Here is a 13520-nt window from a genome sequence, read left to right as displayed (position 1 = left end):
GTAGCGCACCTGTCCGGCAATCCGGCGAGACCGGGGGAATGGCTCCTGTCTGTAGGGGCGGAGTCCTACTGGGTGCGGACGATCATGCAGTCGAGGGATTTCTGCCGCAGTTCGCGACAGGTCTGGCGGGCCTCGTTCAGACTCAGATCCAGCACGCGGGCGCGATAGATCGACGAAACCTTGTTGGGGATGCGGTCGATCGAGACCGGACGGTTCTGCAGCGTCTGCGGGGCTGCGCCGACGGCCAGGCGCGCGCCGCTGTGGGCGCGATCCCTGGTGCTGTATGCCCCGACCTGCACGCCGTAGTCCCCGCTTGAGATCTTCAGATCCAGCGGCCTGGGGGGCGGGGCGGCATGAGCGGAACTGACCACGCCCCGCGCCAGCGATGCCAGTGTGCTGCCGGAGTCCGCGCCGGGGGTGCCGGGGCGGGGCGGGGGCATGGTAGCACGCGCCAACTGTCCGGTTTTCTGTTTGGCGATGGCGCTCTTGAAGCCGGCGCTGAGCACGCGCTGGACTTCCGCATCGCGGCGGGCGCCCGTACTGCCGCCGATCACGACCGCGACCAGCCTGCGATTGTAGCGCACCGCCGAAGCGGCGAGATTGTATCCGGAATCGTTGATGTAGCCCGTCTTCAGGCCGTCTACGCCTGGATAATTGGTCAGCAGCTTGTTGGTGGACGTCATCCGCCGCCCGTTCCAGACGAAGGTCTCGGCGCTGAACAGTCGATAGTATTTGGGGAAGTCGCGGATGATGGCCAGCGCCAGCGTCGATACATCCCGCGCGGTCGATTTCTGGCGCCTGTCCGGCAGGCCGTTGGCGTTCCGGAAGGTCGTGTTGATCATTCCCAGTTCGATCGCTTTCGCGTTCATCTTGCGGGCGAATCCGGATTCGGTCCGGCCAATGGCCTCGGCGATGACCACGGCGGAATCGTTCGAGGAGCGGACGATCATCGACATGATCGCCTCGCGCAGCTTGATGGTGCTGCCGGAGCGCAAGCCGAGCTTGACGCGCGGCTGACGGGCGGCGTGGCGCGAGACGGGCAGGCGCTGCTCCATCTTCAGCACGCCTTTCTCGATCGCCTCGAACGCCAGATACAGCGTCATCATCTTGGTCAGCGATGCCGGATAGATCGGCGTATCGGCGCGGCGGCTGTACAGGACCGTGCCGGTGCCCGCATCGACCACGATGGCCGCCTTCACCCGCTTGGCGGCTTCGGCGCCGTTTGACATGGCCACGGCAAGCACCATCATTGAAATGGCCAGCGTGGCGAGGAATCTATTTCCGTGCAGCATGGTCAAGATGACTGGACCTCATTTCGATGACCCGCGATTCAAACTGATTCGTCAACAATTTAACCGCGAATCGATTCGCGGTCCATGTGATCTGTGACGCACTTGGATGAATAAAAGATGAGACCTTCAAACCCGGACCCGGAAACACCAATTGTACCTGACCGGGATTTCATTAATCTTTCCACCTGAGCCTTCTGCTACACACTGGATACCATGACGGACAAACGCAGCGATTCTGACAATGAAACAGGCGTCGTCACCAAGACACGTCCACGGACGAAGAAGCCGTCCCTGTGGCGCGTGCTGATGCTGAACGACGACTACACACCGATGGAATTTGTCGTCTACGTCCTGCAGCGCTATTTCAACAAGGATCAGGATGCAGCCACACAGATCATGCTGCACGTGCACCAGCGCGGTGTGGGTGTGTGCGGGGTCTATCCCTACGAGGTGGCTGAAACGAAGGTAACCCAGGTCATGAATCTTGCGCGGGAAAACCAGCATCCCCTGCAATGCACTCTGGAAAAGGCGGAATAGGAGACATCGTGCCCTCGCTTTCCAAGCACTTAGAAGACTCCCTGCGTCGTGCCCTCAGCTATGCGGGCGAACGGCATCATGAATATGCAACGCTTGAGCACCTGCTGCTCAGCCTGATCGAGGATCCGGACGCGGTCGCGGTGATGCGCGCCTGCAATGTCGATCTCGAAGCCCTGTCATCGGAACTGACCAAATTCGTCGACAGTGAACTCGATGATCTGATCCAGGATCACGATGAGGACGCGAAACCGACGCTCAGCTTCCAGCGGGTGGTGCAGCGGGCCCTGATCCATGTCCAGTCCTCGGGACGGGAAGAGGTCACCGGCGCCAACATCCTGGTCGCCATCTTCGCCGAGCGCGAAAGCCACGCCGCCTATTTCCTGCAGCGTCAGGACATGACCCGTCTGGATGCCGTCAGCTACATCAGCCACGGCATCGCCAAGGCGCCTGGCATGAGCGATGCCAAGCCGATCCGCGGTGCCGGTGACGGCGGCGAGGAGGAGGACGAGGCCGCCGGCGAAGACGGCACTTCCGACGAGGAAGGCGCGGCAGAGAACGAAGCCCTGTCCCAGTACTGCGTGGACCTGAACGAGAAAGCCCGCGCGGGCAAGATCGACCCGCTGATCGGGCGGGCGCTGGAAATCGAACGCACGATCCAGATCCTTTGCCGCCGTTCCAAGAACAACCCGCTTTATGTCGGGGAACCCGGCGTCGGCAAGACCGCGATCGCCGAAGGGCTGGCGCGCCGGATCGTCGAAGGCGACGTGCCGGACGTGCTGCTGGACGCGACGATCTTCGCGCTGGATATGGGTGCGCTGCTGGCGGGCACCCGCTACCGCGGCGATTTCGAGGAGCGGCTGAAAGCCGTGATCCGCGAGGTCGAGGAGCATGACGGTGCCATCCTGTTCATCGACGAGATCCACACGATCATCGGCGCGGGCGCCACGTCGGGCGGCGCGATGGATGCGTCCAACCTTCTGAAACCGGCGCTGGCGTCCGGTTCGATCCGTTGCGTCGGCTCGACCACCTACAAGGAATACCGGGGCTACTTCGAGAAGGATCGCGCCCTGCTGCGGCGTTTCCAGAAGATCGACGTGAACGAGCCGACGATCGAGGATGCCGTCAAGATCCTGAACGGTCTGAAGCCCTATTACGAAGAGCACCACAACGTGCGCTATTCGTCCGAGGCGCTGAAGACCGCCGTGGAACTGTCGGCGCGCTACATCAACGACCGCAAGCTGCCGGACAAGGCAATCGATGTGATTGATGAAGTCGGCGCGGCCGAGATGCTGAAGCCGAGCCATCGGCGCAAGAAGCTGCTGGGCGTGAAGGACGTGGAGGCCGTGGTCGCCAAGATCGCGCGCATTCCGCCGAAATCGGTGACCAAGAAGGACGAATCGCAGCTGGCCAATCTGGAGACCGACCTGAAACGCGCGGTCTTCGGACAGGACACGGCCATTGAGGCGCTGGCGTCGGCGGTGAAGCTGGCGCGTGCGGGGTTGCGCGAGCCCGAGAAACCCATCGGTTCCTACCTGTTCTCGGGGCCCACGGGCGTCGGCAAGACCGAGGCCGCACGTCAACTGGCGGACACGATGGGCCTGGAACTGCACCGTTTCGACATGTCCGAATACATGGAGCGTCACACGGTCAGTCGTCTGATCGGCGCGCCTCCGGGCTATGTCGGGTTCGACCAGGGCGGCCTGCTGACCGACGCCGTCGACCAGCATCCGCACTCGATTCTGCTGCTCGACGAGATCGAGAAGGCGCATCCGGATGTCTTCAATCTGCTGCTGCAGGTCATGGACCATGGCAAGCTGACCGATCACAACGGCAAGAAGATCGATTTCCGCAATGTCATCCTGATCATGACCACCAATGCGGGCGCGGCCGAGATGCAGAAGCAGTCGATCGGCTTCGGACGCGGCCTCAAGGAGGACGAGGACCAGGAAGCGATCAAGAAGCTGTTCACGCCGGAATTCCGCAACCGTCTGGACGCGGTGATCCCGTTCACGGCGCTGGGGCCGGAAGTGGTGGCGATGGTTGTGGACAAGTTCGTGCTGCAGCTTGAAGGGCAACTGATCGACCGGAATGTCACGATCTCGCTGACCGATGCGGCCCGGACATGGCTGGCCGAGCGTGGCTATACGCCGGAATTCGGCGCGCGACCGCTGGCCCGCGTCATTCAGGAGAAGATCAAGCAGCCGCTGGCCGAGGAACTTCTGTTCGGCAAGCTGAAGAAGGGCGGACACGTGAAGGTCCGCCTGTCCGAGGGCGCGCTGACCTTCGATCTGGAAAGTGCACCGGAACCCGCGCCGAGAAAGCCGAAAGGCTCCGGCAAGGGCCGGAAAAAGGCAACGCCCGCCTCGGTGAAGTGAGCGACCTCACCCGGACGGATCGCTGAACGGAAAAGCCCCGGTGTCGAGCCGGGGCTTTTTCGTTGCGGGCGGTTCCGTGCCTGGCGCAGTCCCGTGTTCGACTGGACCGCCGACTCCCGGAGTTTCATCCCCGGTTCATCCGGGGGTCTTTCCGCATACCCGGGCACGCGCTGCGTTTGCCGGATCGTCGGTTGCCCCCGCACGGAGGCGGGGGTGACGCCCGGTGCGCTCTACTCGGCGGCCTGCGCCGCGGGATCCCCGGGATTGCGGAATGCTTCCAGCATTTCCTTCTCGCGCCGTTTGGCGACCTCGACGTTGCGGTCCTTGATGTGGCCATAGCCGCGCATCTGTTCCGGCAGCATGGCCAGTTCGACGGCATGCATGTAGTTCCGGCCGTCCAGTTTGGCGATGATCTCCTCGATGATCGCTTCATAGTCGGAGATCAGCCGCCGCTCCATCTTTCGCTCCTCGGTCCGGCCGAAGATGTCGAAGCGGCCGCCGCGCAGGCCTTTCAGTTTCGCCAGGACGTGGAAGACCGGCATGATCCAGCGGCCATTGAACTCCATCTTCTCGATCTTGCCGGTTTCCGGATCGGGCCGGGTCAGGCCGGGAGGCGCCAGATGGAACTTCAGCTTGTAGTCGCCGTCGAACGTCTGGCGGATGTTCCGCATGAAGGTGCCGTCGGTGTACATCCGGGCAACTTCATATTCATCCTTGTAGGCCAGCAGCTTGGCATAATTCTTCGCCACAGCCTCGGCGAGGCCGGTGAAACCGCCGCCCTTCTCGCGGGCGGCCTTCTGCACCTTGCGGACCAGGGCCTCATAGCGGTCGGCGTAGGCCTTGTCCTGATACTTCGTCAGCAGCTCGCGGCGATGGTCGATGATGTCGTCCAGATCGGTCAGCGGCTTCACGAACGGCAGAACCGGTGCGGCGGGCCGTGCGGCCTGTTCGACCTTGTCGATATCGTAGGCGGCCAGCCGGCCCCAGTTGAAGCTCTCCTTGTTCATCGCGACAGCGACGCCGTTGAGCTCGATGGCCTTCATCAGCGCTTCCTCGCTGACAGGCAATTGTCCGCGCTGATAGGCGAGACCGAGCATGAACAGGTTGGTGGCGATGCTGTCGCCCATCAGGGCGGTTGCGAGCCGTGTCGCATTGATGAATTCGGTCTGGTTGCCGCCCGCGGCCTCCTTGATCGCGTCCTGCATGGCCGTCGGCCCGTACTGCAGATCCGGATTCAGCGTGAAGGCGGCGGTCGGCGCGAGATGGCTGTTCACGATGGCGCGGGTACCGCCGTTCTCCATGGTACCGAGCGCCTTTTCCGACGCGGCCACGACCATGTCACAGCCCAGCACCAGGTCCGCGCCGCCGGTTGCGATCTGAACGGCCTTGATGTCTTCAGGCCGTCGGGCAATGCGCACGCTGCTCATGACCGCGCCGTTCTTCTGCGCCAGTCCGGTGTAATCGAGCACCGTCGCGCCCTTGCCTTCGAGATGGGCCGCCATGCCGAGCAGGGCACCGACCGTCAGCACGCCGGTGCCGCCGATGCCGGTGACCAGAACGCCGAAGGGTTCCTCGTTCACCGACGCGGTTTCGGGCGTCGGCAGATCCGCGAAGGGATCCTTCTCGTCCGGCTGCTTGCGCTGCGCCGAGGCTGCCTTGGGCTTGCGCAGTCCGCCGCCATGGACGGTCACGAAACTGGGGCAGAAGCCGTTGACGCAGGAGAAGTCCTTGTTGCAGCTGGACTGGTTGATCTTGCGCTTGCGACCCAGTTCGGTCTCGTGGGGTTCCACGGACACGCAATTCGATTTCACGGAACAGTCGCCACAGCCTTCGCAGACATCGGTGTTGATGAAGGCACGCTTGGCGGGGTCCGGATAGGTGCCGCGTTTGCGGCGGCGGCGTTTCTCGGCGGCGCAGGTCTGATCGTAGATCATCGCCGAACAGCCTTCGACCTCGCGCAGCATCTTCTGCACTTCGTCCAGTTCCGAGCGGTGGTAGACGTCGGTACCCGCCGGGAACGCGCCCGCCGGGTACTTGTCCGGCTCGTCGGTCACGACCACCAGCCTGGTCACGCCCTCGGCAGCCACCTGTTCGGCAATCTGCATGGGGGTCAGCGTGCCGTCGTGGCGCTGTCCGCCGGTCATGGCGACCGCGTCGTTGAACAGGATCTTGTAGGTGATGTTCACCTTGGCGGACACAGAGGCGCGGATCGCCAGCAGCCCGGAATGGAAATAGGTCCCATCGCCCAGGTTCGCGAAGATATGCTTGTCCTCGGTGAAGGGGGCCTGGCCGATCCACGGGGTACCCTCACCGCCCATCTGCGTATAGGTCGAGGTGTCGCGGTTCATCCAGACAGACATGAAGTGACAGCCGATGCCTGCCGTGGCGCGGCTGCCCTCCGGCACGCGCGTCGAGGTGTTGTGCGGACAGCCGGAACAGAAATACGGCGTCCGCTCCAGTTTCTGTTCGCCTTCTTTCCCGGTCGTGACCACTTCGCGGACGCGCTGCTTGCGGGTGAAGAACGCGACGCGTTCCTCGATCTCGGGCGAGGTGAAGAAGGGCTTCAGCCGGTCCGCGATGTGAAGCGCGATCTCCGACGGTTTCAGTTCGCCGTGGCTGGGGAACATCCAGTTGCGGTCCTCGTCGAACTTGCCGACGACGCGCGGGCGGACATCCTCGCGCCAGTTGTAGAGCTGCTCCTTGAGCTGGTTCTCCATCAGTGCGCGCTTCTCTTCGATGACGATGACCTCTTCCAGGCCTTCGGCGAAGTGACGTGCGCCCTCGGGTTCCAGCGGCCAGGGCATGCCGACCTTGTAGACGCGCAGGCCGATCTCCGCCGCGACTTCATCGGTGATCCCCAGATCCTCAAGGGCCTGCATCACGTCCAGATAGGACTTGCCGGTCGTCATGATGCCGATGCGGGGTTTCGGGCTGTCGATCACGGTCCTGTCGATGCCGTTCGCGCGTGCGAAGGCGAGGGCGGCATAGACCTTGGAGCGATGCAGCCGCCGTTCTTCCTCGTGGCGGTCATCGGGCCAGCGGATCGACAGGCCGCCCGGCGGCATCTCGAAATCGGGGGTCTGTATCTGTACGCGATGCGGATCGATATAGACGCTGGCGGCGCTCTCGACGGTTTCGGAGACGCACTTGAAGCCGACGGCGACGCTGGCGTAGCGGCTCATGGCCCAGCCCAGCAGGCCAAAGTCCAGATACTCCTGCACGTTGGCCGGATTCAGGACCGGGATCATGGCGGACGCGAAGACATGTTCGGACTGATGCAGCAGGGTGGAGGAGACGCCACCGTGATCGTCGCCGGCCAGCAGCAATACGCCGCCATGTTTCGACATGCCGGCGGAATTCATGTGTTTCAGCACGTCGAGGGAGCGGTCAACGCCGGGGCCCTTGGCATACCAGATGGAAAAGACCCCGTCGTACTTTGCCGAGGGATACAGGTTGGTCTGCTGGGATCCCCAGACCGCCGTCGCCGCAAGGTCCTCGTTCACGCCGGGCTGGAAGTGGATGTGGTTCTTTTTCAGGAACTTCTCGGCCTGCCAGAGCTGCTGATCGTAGGTGCCCAGGGGCGAACCGCGATAACCGGAGATGAAACAGCCGGTGTTGAGCCCGGCCTCGACATCGCGCTGCCGCTGCATCATGGGTAGGCGGATCAGCGCCTGCGTTCCGGTGATGAAGACGCGGCCTTCCTCGAGCTCGTACTTGTCGTCCAGCGACACTTCGGCAAGGCTCATCCCCATCTCCCAATCATTCCAAAACCACTCATTCTATTGGAAGCTATTTCAAGACTTCCGCAAAGTCAATAAAAGGTCAGTATTGTTGACTTATCAGCCCGGTTTGCGCAGGGCCAGCCTCAGTCCGCCCAGATGCCCGCGCTGCACCAGACCCACGAAGAAATCGTAGGGTCCGATGTACTGCGTGTGTGCCTCTTCGCCGAACGTCTTCTCGGTCGTGGCGCGCATCTGCCGGTACATCTCCAGGCGCTCGGTCAGGATGCCGATCCAGTCGTGCGACAGGTCGTCGATGCTGACGATATCGAAACCGCTGGTTTCTGCGGCATGCAGATAGTCCTGAACGCTGTTCAGCGTGACCATCTGCATGCCGTCATTGGCCAGCCGGTCCCGATCCGCATCGGTCAACCCGTCTCGGGCAACCAGGTCGGTGAAGGCAAACCGTCCACCGGGTTTCAGGATCCGGAATGCTTCTTTCAGCACAGCGGTCTTGTCGGGGACATGCAGCAAGGCTTCCTGACTCACGGCGGCATCGATGCAGGACGTCGCCAGGGGGATCGACTGAACGTCGCAGCGCAGGACCTTCACCCGTTCGGCCATGCCGACCAGAGCGTTCAGCTTCGCCGCCCCCTGACAACGGCCGAAATTGAAGTCCAGCGCGATGACCCGCGATCCCTCATAGGTCTCGGCGATCAGCCGGGCAGGGCCGGACATGCCCGCGCATATGTCCGCGATGACATCGCCCGGCCCGATGCCGGCAGCCTGCGCCAGTGCATGCACGACAGCCTCGCCGCCATAATGATCCTGATCGTGAGGCCGCAGATCGGCGGGCTTCAGATTGTCGGGGTTCTTTCCCGCGGCAGCCACCGCATCCAGGATCTGGGCGGCGTTGATCGGATGCCGGTCATACAGATCGACGTTCTCGGCAGAATTCACCACGCCATCTCCAGAATTTCCCTGATCTGAGCGGGTTTGTCGATCGGGCGGGGGTTTGTGCGGACCCAGATGTTCTGCATCGCGCCGGCAACGATATCGTCGATCTGGTCGGTGCGGACGTCCATCGAACTCAGGCTGTCAGGCATGTTCAGCGACCGGACCAGATCGCCGATCGCTGCTGACGCGTCCCCATCATCGCGGCCCATGGCTTCGGCGATCCAGGCCTGACGGGCCTCGGTGTGGCTGCGGTTGTATTTCATGACGGGCGCCAGCATCACGCAGGACGTGTGGCCGTGGCTCATGCCCGTGACCGCGCCGAGGCTGTGTCCGATGCCGTGGCTCGCCCCGAACTGCACGCGCAGAATGTTCGATCCCGCAAGCCACGCCGCCTGCTGGCAGGCCAGCCGCGCGCCCAGATCCGAAGGCTGGCGCTTGGTAGCGGGCAGGGCCTCGCAGAACAGGCGCAGCGCCTGAAGGCTGCAGCCATCGACCATCGGCGAACTCTGAATGGCGCAGATGCCTTCCGCAGCGTGGTCCACGCCACGGATGCCTGTGGAAAGCCAGAGCCAGTCGGGGGTGTGCAACGTCGTTTCCGGGTCGAGTATGACCGTCGCCGGATTGATGCCGCGTGCGGTGTAGCCGTCCTTGATCTTGCGCTTCGGGTCGGTGCTGCCGCCCAGGTTGCTGAACTCTGCGCCCGACAGGGTTGTCGGCACGGACACATGGACCGCAGGCGGCGCACCGACGTCGGGAATGAAGCGGCTGCCGTCTTCCAGCACGCGCATGTGGCAGCGGTCCATGTCGTCTGCCGTTTCGACACCCATGGCCCAGCAGACCAGCAGCACCTTCACCGCGTCGATGGGGGTGCCTCCGCCAACCGACACGATCATGTCCGGTTCGGCCTTGCGCACCGCCGTCAGGGCGGCGATCACCGATGCGCGCGGCGTATGCTCGGCCACATCGTCGAACAGGCCCGCGAACCGGTCGCCCAGCGCCGTCTTGATCCTCGTGACCACGTCGGTCTTGCGGCTGAGGGTCTTCGAGGAGACGATGAAGACCTTGCGTGCACCCCGCTTCTCCGCCTCGTCAGAGATCGCCTCGGCGGCTGGACGGCCCCAGATGACCCGGTCCTGCGCCAGGAACTCGTGACTGTATGCCTCCACGATCAGCCCTTCCGGTCCTTCAGCTTCAGCGTGCCTGCATTGTAGGCGGCCAGGTTCTCGACAGCCTCGTCCTGGACCAGCAGGTCGAGGAACAGCGTGCGTTCCAGTCCGAGCGCATCGGCGTCGCCGGGCTCGTTCGCAGCGCGTGCGATGCGTTTGATGTGCTGGACGGCCAGCGGCGCGTGGGCGGCAATCCGCTCTGCCACGTCCATTGCGTGCGCGACGACATCGCCGTCGATCACGTCATTGACGAGGCCCAGTTCCTTCGCCTGCGCCGGGCCGAACGCTTCGCCCAGCAGGCAGAGTTCCATGGCCCGCGATGCACCGATCATCTTTGCTGTCCGAACCACGCCGCCCGCACCCGGCAGGATGCCCAGGGCGATCTCGATCTGGCCCATGCGGTAGTCGCCGGCCTTCGCGAACCGCATGTCGCAGGCCAGCGCGAATTCCAGCCCGCCGCCCATGCAGTTGCCGTTGATCGCGGCGATGTGCGGCTTCGGGCTGTTGGCGATCCGGTTGAACACGATGTCGATGTTGCGCTCGGGCAGGATCCGGTCTGCACTGAAGCTCAGGTTCTTCCTGCGCACGGCATCGGCCATGCCGGAAAGCACATCCGTATCGAAGTGATAGATGAAGGTTTCCGGATCGGCGCCGGTGTAGACGGCAGCCCGGATATCGGGATCCCGGTCAATCTCGACACACAGTTCGTCGAGATCGGCCAGCGTGTCGTCGGTCATATAGCCCTTGGGCGGGTTGTCGAACTTGACCAGAAGGATCGGTCCGTGACGCTCGGTTTTCAGTTGTTTCATCCGCTTTTCCCCGGTTGCGGTCAGAATCTGGCATCATTGTGAAACATGTTGCGCGTAGACGCACCCGAATCCGCCGGATGATTTTTCGGCACGCCTGTGCAGGCGCAGACAGATCCGATCGAGGGACGGAGTGAATGAGCGATATCTCCCGAAAGAATCCTGCCGGAGAGCACGCACCGCTGCTGCCGTTCCCGGCTCGTTTTCTGACCTGCTGGTCACTTTTCGTCGTTCCCTGCGCGGCCATCTTCGGCGGCTTCGCAGCCAACACGGATGTATCGCCCCGGACCGCGCTGTTGTGCTTCGCCGGACTGGCCGCCCTGTCGGCCTTCGTGATCCGCAGCCTGCTGGCTGCACAATGGCGGGCGCATTCCGGTACGGTCGCCGCCGTGCGCGACACGGCCAACGCACGGGCGGCAGCCGATGATGCGGCGCTGCGGACGGTGCTCGACGGTCTTCAGTTGCCGGTCCTGCTGTTCGATGACCAGCGGCGCATCCGTTTCCTCAACCTGCCGGCGCGCGATCTTCTGGGGCCGGTGTCGCCGGGAAAGGACTTCGCAACCGCGATCCGCAATCCGGAAATTCTCGCCGCCATCGATCGGGTGATCCGCAGCGGAAGCAGTGAAACCGTCGAGTTCAGGCGACAGCAGCCGGTCAGCCGCCTGCTGCGGGCGCGAATCGAAAGCCTGCCCGATCCGGGGGACGGGACGCGCAGTTTCATCGTCATGCTGGACGACATGACCGATTCCGAGCGCATGCGCGAAGTCCGGTCGGATTTCGTCGCCGACGTCAGCCACGAACTCCGCACGCCGCTGGCGTCGGTACTCAGCATCGTCGAAACGCTGAACGGCGCGGCGCGCAATGATCCGGACGCGCAGAAACGCTTCATGGTGATCCTGGACGAACAGGCGAAGCGGATGGCGCGGATCGTCGACGATCTGTTGTCGCTCAGCCGGATAGAGATGAATGAACACCGGCCGCCGGAAGGCATTGCCGAACTGAACGAGGTGATTGGCGGCATCGTGGAATCCAGTCGTCTGATCGCCGGGGAACGGGACATGACGATCACGGTCGATATGCCGTCGCCCTGCGAGGTCGCGGGCGATTCCCTTGAACTCAGCCGCCTGTTCCAGAACCTGATCGACAATGCCGTCAAATATGGTGAGGCCGGCACAGCGGTCTCGGTGTTCGGAAGGTTTGTTGACGATACCGTTCACGTGACCGTGCAGGATCGCGGGGCCGGCATTCCGCGTGAGCATATTCCACGGCTGACCGAGCGCTTCTACCGGGTCGACAAGGGGCGCAGCCGGGCCGCAGGCGGGACCGGTCTGGGGCTGGCCATCGTCAAGCACGTGGTCAGCCGCCATCGGGGCCGTCTGAGAATCGAATCCGATGAAGGGAAGGGGTCCCGCTTCACGGTCGAACTGCCCCTCGCACCCGGCTAACCGACTGAATCTGAAGCTCTTCGCTGCAATGCAGCAAACTGTAATATTGCTGTCATAAGGAATCGGTAGTCCACACGGGCTTTTCGCACTCCAGGAGGATTACAGTGCTCAAGAAAATCGTCATCGCAGCCAGTGCGGCTGTCGTTTTCGCAGGTGCCGCCGAAGCGCGGGACCAGATCCAGATTGTCGGTTCCTCGACGGTCTTTCCGTTCTCCACTGCGGTCGCCGAGACCTTCGGCCAGAAGACCGGGTTCAAGACGCCGGTCGTCGAATCGACCGGTTCCGGCGGCGGCATGAAGCTGTTCTGCTCGGGCGTCGGTACCGACCATCCCGACATCACCAACGCCTCGCGTCGTATCAAGTCGTCCGAGGTCGAACTGTGCGCCGGCAACGGCGTCACCGACATCACCGAAGTGAAGGTCGGCTATGACGGCATTGTGCTGGCGAACGCCAAGGGTGCCACGCAGTACGACCTGTCGCTGAAGGACATCTATCTGGCGCTGGCCGCCGACATTCCGAACGGCGAAGGCAAGTGGATGCCGAACCCGAACAAGACCTGGAAGGATGTGAACCCGGCCCTGCCGGACACGCAGATCGAGGTTCTGGGCCCGCCGCCGACATCCGGCACGCGCGATGCGTTCGTCGAACTGGCGATGGAAGGCGGCTGCAAGACCTTCGACTGGGTCAAGGCGCTGAAGAAGTCCGACAAGAGCACCTACAAGGCGCGCTGCCACGCGATCCGCGAAGATGGTGCCTTTGTTGATGCCGGTGAGAACGACAACCTGATCGTCCAGAAACTGGTTGCCAACCCGGATGCCCTGGGCATCTTCGGCTTCTCCTTCCTGGACCAGAACGGTGACAAGGTTCAGGGCTCGACCGTTGACGGCACGCCGCCCGAGTTTGAACTGATCGCCGACGGCTCCTATCCGATCAGCCGTGCGCTGTTCTTCTACGTCAAGCAGGCCCACATCGGCGTCGTGCCGGGCGTGAAGGAATTCGTCACCGAGTTCACCAGCGAGGCGGCCTTCGGTCCGGAGGGCTATCTTGCCGACAAGGGTCTGATTCCGATGACCGACGCCGAGCGCGAGGAATGGCGGAACAAGGCGACCAACAACGTCAATCTGTCCATGTAGGACGGACGCTGATACAGGTTTCGGGCTGGCCACGGGGTCAGCCCGATCTCTGTCGAACCATTTTCGACGCAAGACGACTTCCACCTGCAG

General features: G+C 63.2%; 9 protein-coding genes. 4 read left to right on the top strand and 5 right to left on the bottom strand.

The window, feature by feature from the left end; genetic code table 11:
• Positions 1 to 65 precede the first annotated feature (65 nt).
• On the bottom strand, positions 66 to 1292 hold the full coding sequence (locus ACN0X7_RS10955) for a serine hydrolase (protein WP_417517216.1): 1227 nt from the start codon (positions 1290 to 1292) through the stop codon (positions 66 to 68).
• A 213-nt stretch (positions 1293 to 1505) separates the two neighbouring features.
• Here ACN0X7_RS10955 and clpS point away from each other — a divergent pair, with 213 nt between their 5' ends.
• Positions 1506 to 1829 (top strand): ATP-dependent Clp protease adapter ClpS, encoded by a 324-nt coding sequence (clpS, locus tag ACN0X7_RS10950; protein WP_417517080.1) that lies wholly within the window; start codon positions 1506 to 1508, stop codon positions 1827 to 1829.
• Positions 1830 to 1837: 8 nt separating this feature from the next.
• Positions 1838 to 4204, top strand: a complete 2367-nt coding sequence (gene clpA, locus ACN0X7_RS10945; RefSeq protein ID WP_417517078.1) for an ATP-dependent Clp protease ATP-binding subunit ClpA — start codon at positions 1838 to 1840, stop codon at positions 4202 to 4204.
• Between the two features lie 230 nt (positions 4205 to 4434).
• Here the strand turns inward: clpA and ACN0X7_RS10940 are convergent, their stop codons facing one another.
• The 4 genes from ACN0X7_RS10940 to ACN0X7_RS10925 all read right to left on the bottom strand — a co-directional run bounded on the left by ACN0X7_RS10940 (position 4435) and on the right by ACN0X7_RS10925 (position 10855).
• Positions 4435 to 7950 (bottom strand): indolepyruvate ferredoxin oxidoreductase family protein, encoded by a 3516-nt coding sequence (locus ACN0X7_RS10940; RefSeq protein ID WP_417517076.1) that lies wholly within the window; start codon positions 7948 to 7950, stop codon positions 4435 to 4437.
• A 93-nt stretch (positions 7951 to 8043) separates the two neighbouring features.
• The gene (locus ACN0X7_RS10935) at positions 8044 to 8886 is read right to left on the bottom strand and encodes a class I SAM-dependent methyltransferase (RefSeq protein WP_417517074.1); all 843 of its coding nucleotides are present in this window, start codon (positions 8884 to 8886) and stop codon (positions 8044 to 8046) included.
• Positions 8880 to 10046 carry an iron-containing alcohol dehydrogenase gene (locus ACN0X7_RS10930; RefSeq protein ID WP_417517072.1) on the bottom strand — a complete coding sequence of 389 codons (1167 nt, stop codon included), beginning with the start codon at positions 10044 to 10046 and terminating at the stop codon, positions 8880 to 8882. Before ACN0X7_RS10930 ends, ACN0X7_RS10935 begins: the two co-directional genes overlap by 7 nt.
• A gap of 2 nt (positions 10047 to 10048) precedes the next feature.
• Complete coding sequence (locus ACN0X7_RS10925) at positions 10049 to 10855, bottom strand: enoyl-CoA hydratase/isomerase family protein (protein ID WP_417517070.1); 807 nt, start codon at positions 10853 to 10855, stop codon at positions 10049 to 10051.
• 134 nt (positions 10856 to 10989) lie between these two features.
• Here ACN0X7_RS10925 and ACN0X7_RS10920 point away from each other — a divergent pair, with 134 nt between their 5' ends.
• Both ACN0X7_RS10920 and ACN0X7_RS10915 read left to right on the top strand, forming a co-directional pair.
• Positions 10990 to 12297 (top strand): ATP-binding protein, encoded by a 1308-nt coding sequence (locus ACN0X7_RS10920; protein ID WP_417517068.1) that lies wholly within the window; start codon positions 10990 to 10992, stop codon positions 12295 to 12297.
• A gap of 104 nt (positions 12298 to 12401) precedes the next feature.
• Positions 12402 to 13430, top strand: coding sequence for a PstS family phosphate ABC transporter substrate-binding protein (locus ACN0X7_RS10915; RefSeq protein WP_417517066.1), 1029 nt, complete (start codon positions 12402 to 12404; stop codon positions 13428 to 13430).
• The last annotated feature ends 90 nt before the right edge of the window (positions 13431 to 13520 follow it).

The organism is Minwuia sp., assembly GCF_048263705.1.
GTDB lineage: Bacteria > Pseudomonadota > Alphaproteobacteria > Minwuiales > Minwuiaceae > Minwuia.
This window is presented reverse-complemented; position numbering and strand designations above follow the sequence as displayed.

Coding starts and splice junctions, on each gene's coding strand:
- ACN0X7_RS10955 (WP_417517216.1), bottom strand. CDS start 1,292: ATGCTGCACGGAAATAGATTCCTCGCCACGCTGGCCATTTCAATGATG.
- clpS (WP_417517080.1), top strand. CDS start 1,506: ATGACGGACAAACGCAGCGATTCTGACAATGAAACAGGCGTCGTCACC.
- ACN0X7_RS10940 (WP_417517076.1), bottom strand. CDS start 7,950: ATGAGCCTTGCCGAAGTGTCGCTGGACGACAAGTACGAGCTCGAGGAA.
- ACN0X7_RS10925 (WP_417517070.1), bottom strand. CDS start 10,855: ATGAAACAACTGAAAACCGAGCGTCACGGACCGATCCTTCTGGTCAAG.
- ACN0X7_RS10920 (WP_417517068.1), top strand. CDS start 10,990: ATGAGCGATATCTCCCGAAAGAATCCTGCCGGAGAGCACGCACCGCTG.